Source organism: Pseudomonas sp. LS2P72, assembly GCF_054897865.1.
Map to the genome: position 1 here is coordinate 5,217,901 of NZ_CM142708.1, position 19,360 is coordinate 5,237,260.

Here is a 19,360-nt window from a genome sequence, read left to right on the forward strand (position 1 = left end):
CCCCTCGAAAAAGTGCGCCACTCTAACATAGGGGGTGAGCGCACCGAAGACCGTGATGTCGCATCCAGTCGGTGTTTAATCCCTCCGGGTCACTGCGCAGACCGCCAGAAACGCCGTTCTTGACGCATCGTCCATGGCAGCTTGAAGCGTCCCAGTTGCAGACGGATGGCACCTTGCTCGGCGCTGTCATGGATCGATATGCCGCGCTTTCGATAGCGCGCCATGATCGTGGGATGGGGATGGCCGAATGAATTTCCGTGACCCCGGGAGATCAACACCGCATGGGGTTGCAGCCCGGCAAGCAGCGCCACGGAAGATGAACTGCGACTGCCATGGTGCGGCGCCTGCAACCAATCGGTGGTGACGGACAGCGGACTGTCGAGCAGCGCCCGCTCGGCTGCGGCGTCTATATCACCGGTCAATAGCAGACGCTCACCGTTGGCTTCGATCTGCAGGACGCAGGATTTTTGATTGCTGTCGCTGGCCGAAGACCACTGCCAGAGCTGAAATCTCACGTCATCCCAGACCCATTGCTTGCCACTCTCGCAGCCTTCTGCCTGCAACTCAGCCGGCAGCGCCAAGGGATCGCCACTGACCACCCGTTTCACCGGAAGGCCATTGGCAACGGCCCGGGCGCCGCCCGCATGATCGGCGTCAGCATGGCTGATCAGCATCAAATCAAGCCCCTCCACGCCCAGTTTGCGTAATGTCGGCAGCACCACACGCTCGCCCAGGTCGAAATCGCCGAAACGTGGCCCGGTGTCATACAACAGTGTGTGATGGCGGGTGCGCACCAGGATGGCCAAACCCTGGCCGACATCCAGCTGCCAGACTTCGGCGATGCCATCAGGCAAGAGCTGCCTGGGTGGAAAAACCAGCAACAGCAGCATCGGCCAGCCCAACGAGCGAAACGGCACACCTCGAGGCATTAATAGTAGAAAGGCACCGAATGTGCCGAGCGCCCATATCCACAACGGGATCGCCACCGGCACCCACGCGGGTAAATACCCGGCCATCAGCGTCAGGCCCTTGAACAAGAGGTCGATCAAACCTCCTGCCAACCACAACAACCCTTCGCCCACGTAAGGAAGGGGTAAAAACAACGTACCCAGCAATGCCGGAGGCAGCACGACCAGGCTGATCCACGGAACCGCGAGCAAATTGGCCACCGGCCCGCTGAGACTGATCGGCAACCCGAGCACCAGCAGCAACGGGCACAGACCAATCGCGATCAGCCATTGGGCGCGGGTCCACGTTTGCCACCAACGCCATGGGCCCAGCCGACCACCGAAGGTGAAGATCAACACCGCCACCGCCGCGAACGACAGCCAGAAACCCGGTTGCAGACTCGCCAGCGGATCCAGCAGCAAGACACCGTCGAGCGCCAGCAACAGCGGCCACCAGGCGCCGAGGTGACGAAATCGCAGGCGCCACAATAGCACCAGGCCGATCATCACGCAGGCCCGCCGCACCGGCACCTCGAAACCGGCCAGCAGTCCGTAACCGAGAGCGGCCGCGAATGCGAGTCCACAGGCCCACGGCAGCCAAGGCAAGCGTTTCGGCCACAGGCCATAACGGGCCAGACCGGCGATCAGCAGATACACCAGCCCTGCCAACAATCCGATGTGTTGTCCGGATATCACCAACAGATGGACGGTGCCGGTGTCTTGCAGCACCTGCCAGTCTTCGCGACTCAGCCCGGCGCCATCCCCCAGAACCAACGCCGTCAGCGCACCCGTTCGCCCTTGGGCATCCACGGCCTGCAAGCGCTGGCGGATGCCGTCGCGCCAGGCCCACTGGGCTTCCTTGAGTCGCTCGCCAGCCTTGATCGTCCCGGTCGCGCCGATGCGTTGCGCCAGTAGCCAGGCGTCGTAATCGAAGGCATGGGGATTGAGCAGCCCGGCAGGACGCTTCAACTTGACCGCCAGTCGCCACTGTTCGCCGCTGTTGACCGGCGGCCCGTCATACCAGGCCAGGCGCAGCAGTTTCGGCACCTTGCCATGTCGCGACCGGGCGTCCGCCAACTCGAAACGCACGACGGCCTCATTGTTCTGGGGCAATCCCGTCACCCGCCCTTCGACCCAACGGGTTTCGCCATCGAGGCTTGCCGGCAGCCGATCATCCAGCGCCCACTGTGCATTCGCGCCTGCCCAACTGACGCCGATCAGGAAGAATGCAAGGGGATAGCTGCGAAACGGCAGCAACATCAAACCGACCACCGGCAGCAACATCCATAACCAGACCGGCGGTAATACCGGTAAAAAACGCAGGATCAACAGACCCAACGCCAGCGCCATCATCCCTGTGCGCATACGCCCGTCCTTGAGAGTCCCCTCCTAGGCATAGCCGGCTAATCGCACAGGCATCGTTATTAATTGTCACAAAGTCTGAATGGGCGGTTCATGGAATCCAGACATACTTGCCGCCTTAACCGACCGAGAAGCCTTATGCCCCGGCGCTTATTCAAACGTTACATGCCAGACCCGACCAGCATCAGGGAACACAAATCCTTACGCTTTCTCGGCACCCTGCTGCATGACCCGAACCTCTGGCACCTCAACCGCCATTCCGTCGCACGGGCCATGGCGGTGGGTCTGTTCGCGGCGTTCCTGCCGATTCCGTTGCAGATGCTGCTCGCCGCCATTCTCGCCATCATCGTGCGCGGCAACATGCCGATTGCGGTCAGCCTGGTCTGGCTGACCAACCCGATCACCATGCCGGCGGTGTTCTTCTGCACTTACCAGACCGGCGCCTGGCTGATGGACGTTCCTACCCGCCATTTGCCGGACGAGCTGACCTGGGAATGGATCAGCGGCGAACTCTCGACGCTTTGGCAGCCGTTTTTACTCGGCTCGGTGGTGACGGGACTGGTGCTCGGCGCGCTCGCCTATTGCCTGACCATGATGTACTGGCGCTGGTGGGTCGGGCGGCAGTGGCGGCGGCGGCGCCAGAAGAGACGGATGCAGTAAATGCAAAACGGCCTCCATTGTTGGAGGCCGTTTGTTTTGCAGTGTCTGGGCTGACGCCATCGCGATTAAGCTTTGCTCCTACAGGTACGGTGGCGCCCTTGTAGGAGCAAAGCTTAATCGCGAAGCAGACGATGCGGTCTCGATCAGGTACGCATCCCGCGACCACTGACCAGCAGCCGTGCGCAACCGATGTACAACACAACAGTCGCCACCAGCATGAAGGTGATCGCCACGCTGATCCTGATGTCCGACACGCCAAGAATGCCGTAACGAAAGGCGTTGACCATGTGCAGCACCGGGTTGGCCAGGGACACGGTCTGCCAGAACGGTGGCAGCAAGGAGATTGAATAGAACACGCCGCCCAGGTAGGTCAGCGGTGTCAGCACAAACGTCGGGATGATCGAGATGTCATCGAAGTTGCGCGCAAACACGGCGTTGATGAAGCCCAGCAGCGAGAAGATCGTCGCCGTCAGCACCACCACCAGAATGGTCACGCCCAGGTGATGCACCTGCAACTTGGTGAAGAACAGCGACAGCAGGGTCACGATGAACCCGACCATCAAGCCACGCAGCACGCCGCCCAGGGTGTAGCCGATCAGAATCGTATGCGGCGACACCGGCGACACCATCAGCTCTTCGATGGAGCGCTGGAACTTGCTGCCGAAGAAACTCGAGACCACGTTGCCGTAGGAGTTGGTGATCACCGACATCATGATCAACCCCGGCACGATGTACTCCATGTAGGTGAAGCCACCCATGTCACCGATCTGCCGGCCAATCAGATTGCCGAAGATCACGAAGTACAGAACCATGGTGATGGCCGGCGGCAGCAGCGTCTGCGGCCAGATCCGGGTAAAGCGTTTGACCTCTCGGTAAACGATGGTGTTGAGGGCAACGAGGTTGGGTTGCAGCTCGGAACTCATACCGCCACCTTCGACAGATTTTTCTCCACCAGGGACACGAACAACTCCTCGAGGCGATTGGTTTTGTTACGCAGGCTCAACACTTCGATGTTCTGCTGCGCCAATTGGGTGAACAGCGCGGTGATGCCCATGGCCTTGTCGACCTGAACTTCAAGGGTGTGGCTGTCGAGCAGCCTGGTCGGGTAACCGAGCAACTGCGGCGCGGTTTGCACAGTGTTTTTGAGGTCGAGCAGGAATGTTTCCACATGCAGTTGGCCGAGCAACTGTTTCATGCTGGTGTTCTCGACGATGGTGCCGTGGTCGATGATGCCGATGTTGCGGCACAACTGCTCAGCCTCTTCCAGGTAGTGGGTGGTGAGGATGATGGTGATGCCTTTCTTGTTCAGCTCGGTAAGGAACGTCCACATCGAGCGACGCAGTTCGATATCCACCCCCGCCGTCGGTTCGTCGAGGATCAGCAGGCGCGGTTCGTGAACCAGCGCACGGGCGATCATCAGTCGACGCTTCATGCCGCCAGACAGTGAGCGCGACGGCGTATCGCGCTTGTCCCACAGGCCCAGTTGGGTCAGGTACTGCTCGGCGCGTTCCTTGGCGATTTTCGGTGGAATGCCGTAATAACCGGCCTGGGTCACGACGATGTCGAAGGTTTTTTCAAACTGGTTGAAGTTGAATTCCTGAGGCACCACGCCAATGGAGCGCTTGAGCTGCGCAGGATTCTTGTCCAGGTCATGACCGAAGATATTCACCGTCCCGCTGGTCTTGTTCACCAGGGTCGAGAGAATGCCGATGGTCGTGGATTTGCCGGCGCCGTTAGGGCCGAGCAAGGCGAAAAAGTCACCTTCGGCGACGTCCAGATCGATACCACTCAAGGCCTGGAAACCGTTGCCGTAGGTTTTGGTTAGCTGCCGGATGGACAGAGCGGAACTCATATCGGATTTACGCACCAAGAAGGAAAGAAAGGGATAAACAAGGCCGGGTGGCGACTGATACAACCGCGGCGCACGAGCGCAATGGTGCTTGCCGCCGCCACACAAGTACAGTCAAGTGTGTCGATAGTGAGTATTAAGTCAACGCGGTCATAACCGCTTTCTGATACGCCGGACGCTGTTTCAGGCGTGCATACCAGGCTTGCAAATGAGGCTGCGGCGCGCGCTCGATCGGCATCTCGAACCAGGCATAAATGAAACTGCCCAGAGGAATGTCGCCCATGCCGATCTCATCGCCGGACAGGTACGGCTGGGTCGCCAGCGCTTGATCGGCCATGGACAGCAGGCCATCGCACTCCTTGATCGCAGCGTTGATGGCCGGCCAGTCCTGTTGACCTTCCGGCGTACGCAACACGCCCCAGAACACCGTGCGGAACGGCCCGGCAAAACTCGAAGTGGTCCAGTCCATCCACTTGTCGGCAGTGGCGCGGGCCTGCAGATCCTCTGGATACCAGGCGGTGCCGCTGGCGTGACGAGCCATCAGGTAACGCACGATGGTGTTGGATTCCCACAGCACGAAACCCTCGTCTTCAATCACCGGCACGCGGCCATTGGGGTTCATCGCGCGGTACTGCGGCGTATCGACTACACCAAAGGCGCCGCCGGCGTCGATGGCTTCATAAGCCAGGCCCAGTTCCTCGGCGGCCCACAAATCGACGAGTTTTTCCGACCCCAGATCTTCAGCATGACCGCCTCTTTATGGATGAATGCGCAGGCAGCATACGCCGGATCAGGCGCGACTCAAATCGCTCTGCATGTCACCCAGCAGCGCGGGCAGTGTGTCGCTGAACAGATGCGGATAGCATTTCTCGAGGTGCTCGAAAAAGAACATTTCAGGTACGTCGGTGAACTGGCCGTGATCGATCAGGTATTCCATCAATGGCTCGCCGTCGCGATTGAACGGATGGAAAACGCTGTCGTTGATGCCGTCGAATTCCAGTGGTGCGACATTGAACAGTTCGCACAAGCCTTGGTTGAACGCAGGCGTGGATTTGACCCAGCGGTCGTTCAGGTAAAGCTCCGTATAACCGTGCATGGCGAACACGTCGCTCTTGAGCAATTCAAGCAGGCGCGGCGTCGACAAATGATTGCGCACATCCGCCAGACCGATCCGCGCGGGAATCCCGCAATGCCGGGCTGCACCTGCCAGCAGCGTGGCTTTGGGCACGCAATAACTCTCCCCCGCTGCCAACGCATAACTGCCGCGCAAGGTATCCGGGTCGCGACTGAAGGTGTAAGGGTTGTAACGCACGGCTTCGCGCACGGCGTAATAGAGATTGATCGCTTGTTCTAAAGGATCGCGACGACTGCCGCGATGTTTTTCGGCGAACTCCACCACCGACGAGTGGTCACTATCGATGAAGCGGCCGGGACTCAGATACTCGTGCATGAGAACAATCTCCTGGGGAAGCCACGAGTCTAACGACACGTTCAGCACAGAGATAACGACGTTTCGGCCAAACATGGACGCTTTGCCGCCCGCCCAACGAACGATTTCCCCGGCCTGTTGCCCACCGGGCCTACAAAACTCATCCATGGTTTCCCACGAATTCAATCACATTGCTCTGACCACCCTGTTTTGCGGATGCCGTCTAAGCTCTGAACGTTGGTTTTGCCCTGGTTTCACGGAGGATTAAATATGCTGCTGTTGTGGATACTGGTTCTGGTTGTCGGGATTGCTTATTTAGCCCACCGTCGTGTCGCGCCGCTGCCCGCCCTGTGCGTCGTTGCCGTTTACGTGGTGGCGATGGGTATTTTCAGCCGCGCGCCAGGCTGGCTGTTGTTGATTTTCTGGGTGTTGATCGCGGCTGTCGCAGCGCCCTTGTTGCTGCCCGACCTGCGCCGTAAATATTTCAGTGCGCCGCTGTTCAGCTGGTTCCAGAAAACCCTGCCGCCGATGTCGGAAACCGAACGAGACGCCATTGAAGCCGGCACCGTGTGGTGGGACGGCGAACTGTTCAGCGGTCGCCCGGACTGGAACAAATTGCTGTCCTATCCAAAAGTGCAGTTAAGCGAAGAAGAACAGGCCTTCATCGACGGCCCGACCGAAGTACTCTGCACCATGGTCAGCGACTGGCAGCTCGGTCAAACCATGGACTTGCCGGCCGAAGCCTGGGCTTACATCAAGGAACAAGGCTTCTTCGCCCTGATCATTCCCAAAGAGTTTGGCGGCAAGGGTTTCTCGGCCTATGCCCACTCTCAAGTGGCAATGAAACTGGCGAGCCACAGCGGCGATCTCGCGTCCACCGTGATGGTCCCCAATTCCCTGGGCCCGGCCGAACTGTTGCTGCATTACGGCACTGACGAACAACGCAACCATTACCTGCCACGACTGGCGCGCGGTGACGACATCCCGTGCTTCGCATTAACCGGGCCACTGGCCGGTTCCGACGCGGGAGGCATGCCCGACACCGGAGTCATCTGCAAAGGTGAATGGGAAGGCAAGGAAACCTTCGGCCTGCGCCTCAACTGGGAAAAGCGTTACATCACGCTTGGCCCTGTCGCCACCCTGCTCGGCCTCGCATTCAAGGCCTACGACCCGGATCACTTGCTGGGAGAGGAGGAAGACCTGGGCATCAGTCTGGCGCTGATTCCGACCGATATCGCCGGTGTGGAAATCGGTCGTCGCCACCTGCCCCTGGGTGCGGCGTTCATGAATGGTCCGAACTCCGGCAAGGATGTGTTCGTGCCGTTGGAGTTCCTCATTGGCGGCCAGGAAATGCTCGGCAAGGGCTGGATGATGTTGATGAATTGCCTGTCGGTCGGGCGTTCCATTTCCCTGCCGGCGGTGGGCACCGGTATGGCCAAGTTCACCAGCCTGGTGACAGGCCAGTACGCCCAGATTCGCGAGCAGTTCAATGTGCCGATTGCGGCGTTCGAAGGCATTCAGGAAGCCATGGCGCGCATCGGCGGCAACGCCTGGATGATGGATGCCGCGCGGATGCTGACCGCCAACGCGGTGGATCTCGGCGAGAAACCGTCGGTGCTGTCGGCGATTCTCAAATACCACCTCACCGAACGCGGCCGCGAATGCATCAGCCACGCCATGGATGTGCATGGCGGCAAGGCAATCATCATGGGGCCGAACAACTACCTCGGTCGCAAATGGAATGGCGCGCCGATCTTCATCACCGTGGAAGGCGCGAACATTCTCTCGCGCAACCTGATGATCTTCGGTCAGGGTGCGATTCGCTGCCATCCCTTCGTGCTTAAGGAAATGGCCCTCGCCGGTCGTGAAGACAAGGATCAGGCCCTCACCGAATTTGATGGCCTGCTGCTCAAGCACATCGGTTTCGCCGTGAGTAACGCCGCCAGCACGCTGGTGCTGAACCTTGGTTTCGGTCACTTCGAACACGCGCCAGGCGACAAGCTCAGCCAGGGCTACTTCCGCGCCCTCAATCGCCAGGCTGCTGCGTTCGCCCTGCTTGCCGACCTGAGCATGATGCTGCTGGGTGGCGAGCTGAAACGACGCGAACGTCTGTCCGCGCGTCTTGGGGATGTGCTCAGTAACATGTACCTCGCCTCCGCCGCACTCAAGCGTTACCACGACCTCGATTCACCGGAGCACATGGCACCGCTGTTTACCTGGGCCATGGAAGAAAGCCTGGGTCAGTCGGAACGAGCGCTGGATGAACTGCTGACCAACTTCCCGAACAAGGTGTTGGGTTGCCTGTTGCGGGTGATCGTGTTCCCGTTCGGTCGTCGTCACAAAGGCCCATCGGACAAACTCGGCGCCGAAGTGGCTGCGGTGATCGGCCGCGCCAAGGGCGATCCGACCCTGGAAGAGTTGCTCGGCGGTTGCTACCGGCCGCAATCCACTGATGACCCGGTCGGCGCCCTGCAACATGCGTGCAACCTGCTGAGTGCCGCGCAACCGCTGCGCAAAAAGCTGCATGTCGCGCTCAAAAGCGGCCAGGTCAAACCGGTCGCCGGGGAACACGTCATCGATGCAGCGCTTGAGGCTGGCGTGTTGCAGCCCGTGGAAGCGCAGACCCTGCGTGACGCCGAAGCGGCGCAGCGCAAGGTGATCGATGTCGATGATTTCGATAAAGAGGAAGTGGCGCAGGCAGAAGGAAAGGTCCGCTGATCCAGCAGGTCATGTGCCCTACCTGTAAAAATGGGCGCAGGAGCTTTATACTCCCGCGCCCGTTTTGCTCTTGAGGACTTATCTCGTGTCCAATGTCGTTGCCGATCATCTTGTCTTGCTCGACCACCTGCGCAGTATCCTGGTCGCCGTAGGTGAGGCCGAACAGGTTCCCGAAGAAAGCCATGCCTTGTTCCTGGAGCGCTTCGACGAACTGCGTGCGTTGCTGCCGGTCGACCCGATCGAAAGCCAATACCTGGGCCAGGATATTCTGTGCCAGGTAATTACCCGCTACCCGCAAATCGCTCACCTGGTCCCGCGCGACTTGCTGTGGTACTTCGCCGGTGATTGCCTGCATTACATGCCCGACGATGAAATCGACTTGTATCAGGCGCTGGAAGAACGTCGTTTCGAAGCTGAACAAAACGACGAACCGTTCGACTGGAACCAGGAAAAACAGCTACTGGCGATGTCGAAAGACGACAGCAAGCACTGATCCCCGGTCAGAAATACAAAAGGCCCGCATGGTTGAACATGCGGGCCTTTTTTTTTGTGTCATTGCCGAGTGCTGCGGTGTCTGGGCTTGCCCGCGAAGGCGTCCTTCAAAGCAACCCATCACTCTCGGGCAACTCATACTGCGCAGCGACTTTTCCCAAAGCACTGGGTTTGCCCGGCTTGCTCAGGGTCGGTTCCTTTTCCAGGCACTCCACCAGATAGTCGATCAGCACCCGTAATTTCGGTGGCAGATAACGGGTTGGCGAATGCAGCAGCCAGGCACCGCCGTGGTAAGACGCCAGGAAAGTCCAGTCCGGCAGCACCTGCACGATCAGCCCCTGCTCCAACGCATAACGCGCGGTGAAGTACGGCAGGCTGCCAATCCCGATGTGCTGCAACACTGCGCCCAACCTCACGCCGGTGTGATTGGCCGCATACCGTCCGCGTACGCCAACGGTGACAGCCTTGGTGCCTTTCTTGAATTTCCAGCGTGCATCGCTCGGCGTTTCACCCAGATAGATGCAGCTATGGTTGAGCAAGTCATGGGGATGAGTCGGTGTGCCGTGTTCGGCCAGGTATTGCGGTGTTGCACAAAGCATATGATCGATGGTGAGCAATTGCCGACCGACCAATCCTGCAGGTGGCCGATCTGTAATACGAATCGCCAGATCAACGTTGTCGTCGATCAAATCCACCTGGCGGTCCTCAAGCAACAGCTCGACATCCACTTTGGGATAACGCCGCAGAAATTCCGGCATATGCGGATGAATCACGAAGCGCCCCACCGCCTTCGGCACACTGACGCGCACCAGTCCTTCCGCTTCATGGGTGAACTGGCCGCTGATTTCCATCACCGACTTGGCTGCGCTGACCATCTCCTGGCAGCGCTTGAACACCTCTTCGCCACCGTCACTCAAACGCAACTTGCGCGTGGTTCGTTGCAGCAAACGGGTGGCGAGCGCCTTCTCCAGACGCGAAATGCTGCGACTGACCGCCGAGGGTGAAGAACCCAACTGGCGAGCAGCCTCGGAAAAACTGCCGGTCTCGACAACCTTGACGAAAATTGCCATTTCACCGAGCAGCGGCAGTGGAAGATTTATGCTCACAACGCAACAGTCCTTTGAGATTTGAACGGATTATCACGCAATTCCACGCTTCATATAATAAAAAATAGAATTGTTAATAAGGGCATGGAATATGACGCTTCGCCTCTTTTTCCATAGTGATGACCTCAAGGCCAATGTGGAAGTCCTGGATTGCACGCCCCACGAGAACGAATTTGCCGTGGTGCTGCGCGCCACGTTGTTTCATCCCCAAGGCGGTGGACAGCCCTTTGACACCGGCTGGATCGGCGAAAGCCGGGTCCTGCGGGTTGTTCAGGATCCGGACCGGATCATTCATTTCGTCGACCATCCGGTAAAACCGGGCATGACCCAGATTCGGGTCGACGAACAGCGCCGCCAGTTCAATTCACGCATGCATTCCGCCGGCCACCTGATCGGCCACTTCGTCCAGGCCATGGGCTGGATGCCGATCAAGGCTCATCACTGGCCGGGCGAAGGACGCGTGCAATTCAAACCGGCAGAGTCGGCAAAAGAGCTTGATGCCGAGATGATTCAGCACGGCATCGAGCAGTGGATCGCCCATGATCTGCCGCGCCTGACGTCAATGCGTGAAGGCGCCCGGGAAATCGGTTTCGGTGAACTGCCCGCCTACGGCTGCGGTGGCACCCATGTACGCAGCCTGAAGGATTTGGGCACGGTCACGATCGCTTCCCTTTCACTGAAAAAGGGAACGCTGTCAGTCCACTACAGCGTGGATTGAGCATTTGGGCGATGCCGTTCCTGTCATCGCCTGACGCCGGAGGAACCTGCGGTCGCGGGTTCTGTTGACTATCTGATAGATGGACCTAAGACATGATGCTTGACGTCGAGCGTCTCGATGAGACGTGCATAAAAAAACTGGCCAACGAAGAAGTCCTCGCCATCCGCGTCAAAGGCTTGTTGCCCAAGCCGCTGGCGATTCAGATTGGCGACAAGATCCTCGCCCCCGGCTTCGAAGGCTATATCAATGCGCCGAGCATCGGTCGCATCGGCATGGCGTTTTATGAAGCGGAAAACCAGCCGCTGCTGATCGAGGATTATTTCGAACGCGCCACCCGCAACATTGCGGAATTGCGCAACCGGTGTGCGCCCTATTCGTCCCCCGTCGACACCCTGCGCTGCATGCTCGACGAGTCCTGGCCGGCGGGTGCGCACCTGGAAAATCTCTACGGTCGCAAGATGTATGTCGGGCTGTCCCGAGTGGTGAAACCCGGGATCTGTTTTCTGGCCCACCACGACATTTTCGCCAAGGACGCCCCGGACAGTTACCAGGCCAAAAGCCTGGAAGCGCAGTTCGCCTGCAATGTTTACCTGAACATGCCCACCGAGGGCGGTGCGCTGCAGATGTGGGACCACGACATTTCCCCGGACCAGTTCGACGAAATGCGTGGCGACAGTTACGGCATCGATCCGGCGCTGCTCGGGACTCCGACCCTGGAGATTCTTCCCGAGCCGGGTGATTTCATCATGTTCAATTCGCGCTGCATGCACTCGGTGACACCGGGCGTGGCTGATCCGCGTTTGAGCCTTTCGTTCTTTGTCGGCTATCGCGGCAATGCGTCACCCCTTACTTTCTGGAGTTGAGATGCTTTCGAATTATCTGGGCGAGTTTCTGGCGCTGGCAACTATCCACTTTCTGGCCGTGGTTGCACCCGGACCGGACTTCGCAGTGACCATCCGCCAGAGCGTGCGCTTCGGTCGACTGGTCGGGATTTGCACGGCGCTGGGCATCGGTGCGGGCATTTCCGTGCATGTGCTTTACACCTTGCTCGGCGTCGGCGCGCTGATGCACACGACGCCTTGGCTGCTGACGGTGGCCAAAGTTGTGGGTGGCGCTTATATTTTGTACCTCGGTGTCAGCCTGCTGCGCAGCAAGCCCAAGACCGTACTGGAAGGCGACAAGCCTGACGAACCGGCCGTAGAACAAACGTTGCTGAAGGCATTTACCACCGGTTTCCTGACCAACGCGACCAATCCGAAAGCCACACTGTTTTTCCTGGCGATCTTCACCACCATCATCAGCGCCACAACGCCGCTGAAGATCCAGGCGCTTTACGGAATCTGGATGTGTTTTGTGAATGCGCTGTGGTTTGTGATCGTCGCGCTGTTCTTTTCAAGCAGCAGGGTGCGGTTGCTGTTCATGCGCCTCGGGCACTGGTTCGAGCGGAGCATGGGGGTGATCCTGATCCTGTTTGCTGGTCGGTTGATTTTGTCGATGTAAATACGCGTGAATCGAGTAGGAGGCGGCTTCACAGCCGCCGTCCTCTGACACCGTAGGTACGGATCTACGGACTGGACATTCAGCATAACCCGTCAATATCAGGCAACCGCACGGCGCTACAACCTGCCCGCACCGCTCGCCCGCCCGCCTTTCTCCAGCCTTTGCACCCCGTGGTTTTTTTTAAATTCATGGCACTTTGGTTTGATTGAACTAACGTCAAGCAATAAGAAGTCATAACGGCTCGAATTTTCACGTTAGCTTCAGCGATCAGATGGTGAATTGGCAAAAGGAGTTACCTCTTTATGATCCTGTCAGGCGTTTTGCGGCTCTGTACCTTCATTGCCGATTACTTTCCGGGGGAGCCAGGTAGGCGGACAGTACCGTCCATAGCCGCAAGCTTCGCTCTGGCGGGCAGTCCAGGTAAGCGGATCACTAAAAACCCTCTTAGCAAAAGTCGCTCGCTGTCCAGCCAGATCAGCGAATTGCGCCCGCTCGTGTGTAGCACGTAAGGAGTAACACCAAGGCCATGGACAAGTGGTCTGACGCATTGGGGGGGATAGTCCGGTCCCCGTGAAGTGATCCGTGACAAATCAGTCAGCCTAAAGATGGCCTATCCAGTGAGGATGTTTTATATGAGCCTTCGTCCCGTGCCCGCTTTCAAGCGAATTATCCATGGCCTGTTCTGGATGGGCCTCAGCGTGAATGCGGCTCAGGCCGCGCCGAACAATTGTGCGCAACTGGACAGTTGGCCGACAACGTATGAGATCGGCCAGGGGTTGCAAAGTGAACTGCGCAGCCCCGTTCCGGTAACACAACTGGCAGTGGGTGACCCGAAAATTGCCGACGTGCAATCCAGTGCCAACAGTGGCAATAACGCCTTCATACTCACGGGCGTTACACCGGGGACCACCAGCCTGATGGTCTGGACCGCCTGCTCGAAAACGCCGCGCCAAAGCATGGTGTTCGTCAAGGGTAAGGCCACTGCGGCGCTGACCAGCGTCTCGACAATACCTTCCGAAGACCCGCTGTTGCCGATCCAGGTGCAAACCGACATCCGCTTCGTTGAAGTCAGCCGGACCAAACTCAAGGAAGCCAATGCCTCGATTTTTGGTCGACAAGGCAACTTCCTGTTCGGCTCGCCGAGAACCTTGCCCACCATCGACGGCATTGTCAGGCCGTCGTTGCCGGTGAACAACGACATGTTCAACCTCTCCTTTTTGTCCAGCGATACTCTAGTGTCGATCAACGCGCTGGAAGGCAGCGGTTTCGCCTACACCCTGGCACGACCAAGCCTGGTAGCGCTCAGTGGGCAGAGTGCGAGCTTCCTGGCCGGTGGTGAAGTGCCGATTCCGGTGCCCAGTTCAGGCAGCGATAACGTGTCCATCGAGTACAAGGAATTCGGTATCCGCCTGACCCTGACACCTACCATCGTCGGGAAAAACCGTATCGCACTGAAGGTGGCACCGGAAGTCAGTGAACTGGACTTCACTAACGCTGTGAGCATCGCCGGCACCATCGTTCCGGCGCTGACCATACGCCGTACCGACACCAGCATCTCCCTGGCCGACGGCGAAAGCTTCGTCATCAGCGGCCTGATCAGCACCCGCAACAGTTCCCAGATAAACAAGTTTCCGGGGTTGGGTGATATCCCGATTCTGGGGGCGTTCTTTCGCGACAACGCCATCAACCGTGAAGAGCGTGAACTGTTGATGATCGTCACCCCTCACCTGGTCCAGCCACTGGCTGCCAACGCAAAACTGCCGTCGTTGCCAGGCGAGCAACTGCGTAATTACGACCCGAATTTCTACCGCATGTTCTTCCTCGAACGTGGCGACTTCGACAGTCTCAGCGGGCTCTCGCAATGAGCCATGACCTGAACCAGACCTGTCTCGCCCTCACTCGTAACGGTGACCTTGAACGCTTGCCGGGCCAGCCTTATTGCCATTGGCCAAGCGTTCAAAGTGTTGTAGCCAGAGGACATTCGATGAAAGCAGTCATTGCAATAACAGCGACATTGATGCTCGCGGGCTGTGCGTCCAACGGCATGAGTTCGCGGCCACCTGAATGTGCCAAGCCCGCTTCGGAGCAAGAGCTGGCCCTGAGCGTGGCCGACAACATGGCCAACGAAGGTCGTTTGTATGCCAGTCTGGCGAATCTTGAAGGTTTGCCCGACAGTCTGGTCCAGGTTCGCCTGCGCAAGGCCCGAGTGTTGCGCCTGATGGGGCGTAGCGAGGCGGCGCCGTTGTACGAAAGCTTGCTTCGCACCTGCCTGGCGGCTGATGGGGAACATGGTCTGGGCCAGTTGGCCGCAGCCAAAAATGATAACGCCGCCGCGACCCTTCACCTTGAGCGTGCGGTGAAGATGGCCCCCACCGACGACAAGATGCGCAATGACCTGGGGGTCGTCTACCTCAATCAGCGACGGATCCCGGAAGCGCGTTTTGAGTTCATGACTGCCATGGAACTCAAGCAGGCAAACACACTGGCGGCACTCAATATGGTGACGTTGCTGATCTACCAGGATAACTGGAAGGCGGCTTCCGAACTCGTGACCCGCGCCGACTTGAGCCCCAAGCAAGTCGAAGAGGCTCAAACCCGCGCGGAAAAACTCAAGGCCTCCGCCAACAAGGTGGTGGCTTCCGAGAGGAATCGCCGGACTGAGGTAGCCGATGCCTCTTCCAGTGCGATCAAGTAGAACGTACGAGGAGTCGAGATGAAGACCAAAAGACTTTTGATCGTGTGCATGGCATGCCTGTCCACCACTGCCTGGGCCATTGAGCCGGGCCCCTCTTCGCCGTATCAACAAGGCACCGAGCAGTGGTTGCAAATGCAGATTCGCGGTGTGGTTGCCTCCCCTCACCTGCAAACCGCTTCGGCCACCGAACGTGACCTGGCCATGCAGCGCTGGCTGAACAGCTTCCTCTACCCGATTCCGGAGTTTTTTGACCAGGATTCAGCGGGAGAGATCCCCGGCAGCAACTGACACCTCAACGGGTAATCATCCTCTGGCGGAGCCCAGAGTGGCCTGGCTGAAAAGCCGGGCTAGAGGTCGTCTGCGGGAAAGCATTGGCATCTGCACCTCTTCCAGGCCAGGCCGGATTACCCAAGGAGCTGCCGCAGGTTCGGGTGGCGAGGCCATCGCGCTCGACAGCCTCCGGCCGTTTACCTCACCCGAATGCTCTGAACACCCCGATCATGGCAGGGCCGATAGCGACCAGAAAGAAGCTCGGCCACAGACAGAAAATCAGTGGGAATATCAGCTTGGTGCCGATTTTCGCCCCCATCTCTTCGGCGGCCTGCGTACGCCGGTCACGGAACTCGTCGGCATAGATGCGCAGGGTATCGGCCACGCTTGTACCAAAGCGGATACTCTGCGCCAAAAGGCTGACCAGCCCTTGTACATCATCCAGACCCGTGCGCAGGGCCAGTTGTTTGAGTGCCTCGGTACTGGAAATGCCCGCGCGTATTTGCGCATTGACCAGGGCCAGTTCTTCAGCCAGTTCGATCTGACTGACCGTCATCTCCTCAGCCACCCGTTCGATGGTCGCGGGCAGGGCCAGGCCCGACTCCACGCACACCACCATCAGATCCAGCGCATCCGGAAACGCTTTACGCAACCGACCTTGTCGCAACTGCTTACGCTTGGCGACATAGAGCCCTGGCACCAACCATCCGATACAGGCCACCATGGCCACCAACAACAGCCCCATGATCAGGGAAATCCTGGGAATCATCGGCACCAGCAACACCGCAATACCGATCAATAACAGCGGCAACATCAAGCGCACTGCCCAATACATCTGCACCGCCGACGAGGAACGGTATCCCGCATGTATCAACAGGGCCTGGGTGACGGACGTCTGAGCCGATTCGGTCGAGCCAAAGCGCTGTCCGACCCGCTCCAGCAACAGTTGCAGATTACCCGGAGCCTCCTGCCCTGCGGCGTTGCCTAAATGACCACGCTTGATCAGCGCCAGACGACGCTGCACCGGATCCTGAAGCCCCATTATCAGCAAGATCACGGCGACGACCGCAAGCACCGAACTCAAACCGATCGAGCCGATGAACAACAGACGCGCCAGCTCCTCGTTCCCCGTGAACCGACTGAACAACCCAAGCAAAAAGTCCATGACCTGTACCTCCCGGTAGCGATTACCGCTTAAACCTGAATCCGGATGATTTTGCGTATCCAGAGAATCCCGATCAACATGGCGCAGAACGCCCCGATGATCAGCTTATGGCCCGTGGGATCATTGATCAGCACAGGCAGATAACCGGGGCTGGTGACGATGATCGCGATCGCCAGCACGAAGGGAATCGCCACCAATATCCAGGCCGACATCCGCCCTTCCGCCGACAGGGTCTTGACCTTGCGCTGAAAGCGGAAGCGCCCGCGAATCAGCCGACTCAGACGCTCCAGCACCTCGGTCAGATTACCGCCGGTCTCGCGATGGATGAGGATCGAGGTCACCAGCATCATCACCGTCATGCTCGGCATCCTCTCAAGCAGGCCGAGCATGGCCCGACGTACATCGTTGCCATAGTTGATGTCGGCGAAGGTCAGACCGAACTCATGTGCAACCGGCCCCTTGTGCTCCTCGGCGACCAGGCGCAGGGTTTCGTTGAACGGGTGTCCAGCGCGCAGGGCACGGCACATGGCATCCAGTGCATCCGGCAGGCCTTCCTCAAACGCAGCGAAGCGTTTGCCACGGTCACGAGAAATTTTCAGCAGGGGTACCCAGAACACTCCGAAGCCCGCCAGCAGCGGCATCCACCAGACTGACGAGATCATCCAGATCGAGATGCCTGCACAGGCGCCCAGGAACAGCCCGAGCAACAGCACCCGATAAGCACGATATTCATGACCTGACTGCTCGATCATCTGGGTCAGGCTCGCCATAAAGGGCAACTGCTCGAGCATGGCCTCCAGTGGCGATAAGCGCGTCAGGTATTTCTGCCGCAACACCGTCTGCATGTTGGGCTGATTGTTGGCTTTCTCCAGAACATGCAAACGGCCGCGGATGCGCTTGCGCATCTTGCCGGCCTCGCCGAACACCGGCACCACCACCCCCTGGGACAGGAGGAACACAGCGATAAACACCATGCCGAGGAACATCAGAATGAATTCACCAGGAATATGGTTCATGACTGCCGTGCCTCCATCCACTCAGGCCTGAACATCGTCAGCGGCAACTCGATACCGCGCTTGGCCAGCACATCGCGGAAGGCGGGGATCATGCCGCTGGGCCGAAAATCACCCAGTACTTCGCCGTTTTCGCCTATGCCGTGGCGCACGAAGGAGAAGATTTCGGTCATGGTGATGATCTCGCCCTCCATGCCGTTGATCTCCTGCACACTGACCAGGCGGCGCTTGCCGTCCTCCTGGCGTTCCAGCTGGATGACCACTCCGATGGCCGAAGCGATCTGTTGACGCATGGCCTTGATCGGGAAGGTCGCCCCGGTCATCGACACCATGTTCTCGATCCGCCCCAGGGCATCGCGTGCGGTGTTGGCGTGGATCGTGGTCAACGAGCCGTCGTGACCGGTGTTCATCGCTGTCAGCATGTCCAGCGCCTCGGCGCCGCGCACTTCGCCGATCACAATGCGGTCCGGACGCATCCGCAAACTGTTGCGCACCAACTCCCGCTGGCCCACCTCGCCACGCCCCTCGATATTCGAAGGCCGGGTTTCCAGGCGTACCACGTGGGGCTGTTGCAACTGCAGTTCGGCTGAGTCCTCGATGGTAACGATCCGCTCGTTGTGCGGGATGAAACTGGACAGCACATTGAGCATGGTGGTCTTGCCGCTGCCGGTACCGCCGGAAATCAGTACGTTCAAGCGCCCACGGACAATCGCCTTGAGCAGCAGGGCAATGGCCGGGGTCAACGCCCCCACCTGGATCAGGCTGTCGGTATTGAGCAGGTCCACGGAAAAACGCCGGATCGACATGCTCGGACCGTCGATGGCCAGCGGCGGAATAATCGCGTTGACCCGCGAACCATCCTTGAGCCGCGCATCCACCAACGGCGAAGACTCATCGATACGTCGACCCAGGCTGGAGACGATGCGGTCAATGATGTTCAGCAAATGCTGATCATCGCGAAAACGCACATCGGTGCGTTGCAGCTTGCCGAAGCGCTCGACATACACTGAGTCATGCCGGTTGACCAAAATGTCGGACACAGTGTGATCGGCCAGCAACGGTTCCAGAGGACCCAGGCCGAGCACCTCGTCGGTGATCTGCTTGATGATTAACTGGCGGCTGACGGAACTTACCGGAGCCGTATGCTCATCGAGCAGGCGCTGGCAAATATCGCGAATCTGCCGAGCAGCCTCGGCCTGCTCAAGGGAGTCCAGCAAGGACAGGTCCATGACCTTGAGCAACTGCTGGTAGATCTTTTCCCGCCACTCGGCCTCCACCGGGGTGACCTGGCTTCTGGTTTCGTAAAGAATGTCCGGCGTTGTACGCTCCCACGCCATTATTTCCTCTGCCGGATCCAACGGGTCGTCGCCCGGTTGGGCAGCGGCGGGTTTACCGGACTGTTTGCGCAAGCGGTTACGAAAGTCGCTGATCATGGG

Annotated in this window: 17 protein-coding genes and 1 pseudogene; 9 read left to right on the forward strand and 9 right to left on the reverse strand. The window is 58.9% G+C overall.

All coding sequences use genetic code 11. The features are described from left to right. Positions 1 to 89: 89 nt before the first annotated feature. Positions 90 to 2,312, reverse strand: coding sequence for a DNA internalization-related competence protein ComEC/Rec2 (locus ACYZUA_RS23965; RefSeq protein WP_461960870.1), 2,223 nt, complete (start codon positions 2,310 to 2,312; stop codon positions 90 to 92). Between the two features lie 135 nt (positions 2,313 to 2,447). Here ACYZUA_RS23965 and ACYZUA_RS23970 point away from each other — a divergent pair, with 135 nt between their 5' ends. Continuing rightward, positions 2,448 to 2,969, forward strand: coding sequence for a DUF2062 domain-containing protein (locus ACYZUA_RS23970; RefSeq protein ID WP_461960871.1), 522 nt, complete (start codon positions 2,448 to 2,450; stop codon positions 2,967 to 2,969). Between the two features lie 143 nt (positions 2,970 to 3,112). On the opposite strand, the gene ACYZUA_RS23975 is transcribed toward ACYZUA_RS23970, so the two are convergent. The 4 genes and pseudogenes from ACYZUA_RS23975 to ACYZUA_RS23990 form a co-directional block, all read right to left on the reverse strand. Then, on the reverse strand, positions 3,113 to 3,892 hold the full coding sequence (locus tag ACYZUA_RS23975; protein ID WP_461960872.1) for an ABC transporter permease: 780 nt from the start codon (positions 3,890 to 3,892) through the stop codon (positions 3,113 to 3,115). Then, entirely contained in the window at positions 3,889 to 4,821 is a 933-nt protein-coding gene (locus tag ACYZUA_RS23980; protein WP_223431916.1) for an ABC transporter ATP-binding protein, read from the reverse strand. Before ACYZUA_RS23980 ends, ACYZUA_RS23975 begins: the two co-directional genes overlap by 4 nt. Before the next feature lie 133 nt (positions 4,822 to 4,954). Next, positions 4,955 to 5,565, reverse strand: a pseudogene (locus ACYZUA_RS23985) (glutathione S-transferase). A 43-nt stretch (positions 5,566 to 5,608) separates the two neighbouring features. Continuing rightward, positions 5,609 to 6,268: a transglutaminase-like domain-containing protein gene (locus ACYZUA_RS23990; protein WP_461960873.1), complete on the reverse strand. Its 660-nt coding sequence runs from the start codon at positions 6,266 to 6,268 to the stop codon at positions 5,609 to 5,611. A gap of 249 nt (positions 6,269 to 6,517) precedes the next feature. On the opposite strand from ACYZUA_RS23990, the gene ACYZUA_RS23995 reads away from it, so the two are divergent. Both ACYZUA_RS23995 and ACYZUA_RS24000 read left to right on the forward strand, forming a co-directional pair. Next, positions 6,518 to 8,965: an acyl-CoA dehydrogenase gene (locus ACYZUA_RS23995; protein WP_461960874.1), complete on the forward strand. Its 2,448-nt coding sequence runs from the start codon at positions 6,518 to 6,520 to the stop codon at positions 8,963 to 8,965. Between the two features lie 85 nt (positions 8,966 to 9,050). Beyond that, positions 9,051 to 9,458: a PA2817 family protein gene (locus ACYZUA_RS24000; RefSeq protein ID WP_008152400.1), complete on the forward strand. Its 408-nt coding sequence runs from the start codon at positions 9,051 to 9,053 to the stop codon at positions 9,456 to 9,458. A gap of 106 nt (positions 9,459 to 9,564) precedes the next feature. Here ACYZUA_RS24000 and ACYZUA_RS24005 read toward each other — a convergent pair whose 3' ends face one another. Beyond that, positions 9,565 to 10,563 carry a LysR family transcriptional regulator gene (locus ACYZUA_RS24005; protein WP_046054387.1) on the reverse strand — a complete coding sequence of 333 codons (999 nt, stop codon included), beginning with the start codon at positions 10,561 to 10,563 and terminating at the stop codon, positions 9,565 to 9,567. A 91-nt stretch (positions 10,564 to 10,654) separates the two neighbouring features. Between ACYZUA_RS24005 and ACYZUA_RS24010 the strand changes: the two genes are divergently transcribed. The 6 genes from ACYZUA_RS24010 to ACYZUA_RS24035 all read left to right on the forward strand — a co-directional run bounded on the left by ACYZUA_RS24010 (position 10,655) and on the right by ACYZUA_RS24035 (position 15,764). After that, a complete protein-coding gene (locus ACYZUA_RS24010) occupies positions 10,655 to 11,281 on the forward strand; it encodes an alanyl-tRNA editing protein (RefSeq protein WP_461960875.1) in 627 nt (208 codons plus the stop codon). Between the two features lie 92 nt (positions 11,282 to 11,373). Continuing rightward, on the forward strand, positions 11,374 to 12,144 hold the full coding sequence (locus ACYZUA_RS24015; RefSeq protein ID WP_033056908.1) for a 2OG-Fe(II) oxygenase: 771 nt from the start codon (positions 11,374 to 11,376) through the stop codon (positions 12,142 to 12,144). 1 nt (position 12,145) lies between these two features. Continuing rightward, positions 12,146 to 12,781 carry a LysE family translocator gene (locus ACYZUA_RS24020; protein WP_461960876.1) on the forward strand — a complete coding sequence of 212 codons (636 nt, stop codon included), beginning with the start codon at positions 12,146 to 12,148 and terminating at the stop codon, positions 12,779 to 12,781. 632 nt (positions 12,782 to 13,413) lie between these two features. After that, positions 13,414 to 14,646, forward strand: coding sequence for a type II and III secretion system protein family protein (locus ACYZUA_RS24025; RefSeq protein ID WP_461960877.1), 1,233 nt, complete (start codon positions 13,414 to 13,416; stop codon positions 14,644 to 14,646). Positions 14,647 to 14,765: 119 nt separating this feature from the next. After that, a complete protein-coding gene (locus tag ACYZUA_RS24030; RefSeq protein WP_461960878.1) occupies positions 14,766 to 15,476 on the forward strand; it encodes a hypothetical protein in 711 nt (236 codons plus the stop codon). An 18-nt stretch (positions 15,477 to 15,494) separates the two neighbouring features. After that, positions 15,495 to 15,764, forward strand: a complete 270-nt coding sequence (locus ACYZUA_RS24035; RefSeq protein WP_461960879.1) for a DUF3613 domain-containing protein — start codon at positions 15,495 to 15,497, stop codon at positions 15,762 to 15,764. A gap of 184 nt (positions 15,765 to 15,948) precedes the next feature. Here ACYZUA_RS24035 and ACYZUA_RS24040 read toward each other — a convergent pair whose 3' ends face one another. The 3 genes from ACYZUA_RS24040 to ACYZUA_RS24050 are packed head-to-tail and all read right to left on the reverse strand — an operon-like array spanning position 15,949 to position 19,357. After that, positions 15,949 to 16,911: a type II secretion system F family protein gene (locus ACYZUA_RS24040; RefSeq protein WP_461960880.1), complete on the reverse strand. Its 963-nt coding sequence runs from the start codon at positions 16,909 to 16,911 to the stop codon at positions 15,949 to 15,951. A gap of 29 nt (positions 16,912 to 16,940) precedes the next feature. Continuing rightward, on the reverse strand, positions 16,941 to 17,927 hold the full coding sequence (locus tag ACYZUA_RS24045) for a type II secretion system F family protein (RefSeq protein WP_461960881.1): 987 nt from the start codon (positions 17,925 to 17,927) through the stop codon (positions 16,941 to 16,943). Then, positions 17,924 to 19,357, reverse strand: a complete 1,434-nt coding sequence (locus ACYZUA_RS24050) for a CpaF family protein (protein WP_461960882.1) — start codon at positions 19,355 to 19,357, stop codon at positions 17,924 to 17,926. Before ACYZUA_RS24050 ends, ACYZUA_RS24045 begins: the two co-directional genes overlap by 4 nt. Positions 19,358 to 19,360 lie beyond the last annotated feature (3 nt).

Excerpts from the sequence above, each read along its gene's own strand:
- ACYZUA_RS23965 (WP_461960870.1), bottom strand. The coding sequence starts at position 2,312 with ATGCGCACAGGGATGATGGCGCTGGCGTTGGGTCTGTTGATCCTGCGT.
- ACYZUA_RS23970 (WP_461960871.1), top strand. The coding sequence starts at position 2,448 with ATGCCCCGGCGCTTATTCAAACGTTACATGCCAGACCCGACCAGCATC.
- ACYZUA_RS23975 (WP_461960872.1), bottom strand. The coding sequence starts at position 3,892 with ATGAGTTCCGAGCTGCAACCCAACCTCGTTGCCCTCAACACCATCGTT.
- ACYZUA_RS23980 (WP_223431916.1), bottom strand. The coding sequence starts at position 4,821 with ATGAGTTCCGCTCTGTCCATCCGGCAGCTAACCAAAACCTACGGCAAC.
- ACYZUA_RS23990 (WP_461960873.1), bottom strand. The coding sequence starts at position 6,268 with ATGCACGAGTATCTGAGTCCCGGCCGCTTCATCGATAGTGACCACTCG.
- ACYZUA_RS23995 (WP_461960874.1), top strand. The coding sequence starts at position 6,518 with ATGCTGCTGTTGTGGATACTGGTTCTGGTTGTCGGGATTGCTTATTTA.
- ACYZUA_RS24010 (WP_461960875.1), top strand. The coding sequence starts at position 10,655 with ATGACGCTTCGCCTCTTTTTCCATAGTGATGACCTCAAGGCCAATGTG.
- ACYZUA_RS24015 (WP_033056908.1), top strand. The coding sequence starts at position 11,374 with ATGATGCTTGACGTCGAGCGTCTCGATGAGACGTGCATAAAAAAACTG.
- ACYZUA_RS24020 (WP_461960876.1), top strand. The coding sequence starts at position 12,146 with ATGCTTTCGAATTATCTGGGCGAGTTTCTGGCGCTGGCAACTATCCAC.
- ACYZUA_RS24025 (WP_461960877.1), top strand. The coding sequence starts at position 13,414 with ATGAGCCTTCGTCCCGTGCCCGCTTTCAAGCGAATTATCCATGGCCTG.
- ACYZUA_RS24030 (WP_461960878.1), top strand. The coding sequence starts at position 14,766 with ATGAAAGCAGTCATTGCAATAACAGCGACATTGATGCTCGCGGGCTGT.
- ACYZUA_RS24035 (WP_461960879.1), top strand. The coding sequence starts at position 15,495 with ATGAAGACCAAAAGACTTTTGATCGTGTGCATGGCATGCCTGTCCACC.
- ACYZUA_RS24040 (WP_461960880.1), bottom strand. The coding sequence starts at position 16,911 with ATGGACTTTTTGCTTGGGTTGTTCAGTCGGTTCACGGGGAACGAGGAG.
- ACYZUA_RS24045 (WP_461960881.1), bottom strand. The coding sequence starts at position 17,927 with ATGAACCATATTCCTGGTGAATTCATTCTGATGTTCCTCGGCATGGTG.
- ACYZUA_RS24050 (WP_461960882.1), bottom strand. The coding sequence starts at position 19,357 with ATGATCAGCGACTTTCGTAACCGCTTGCGCAAACAGTCCGGTAAACCC.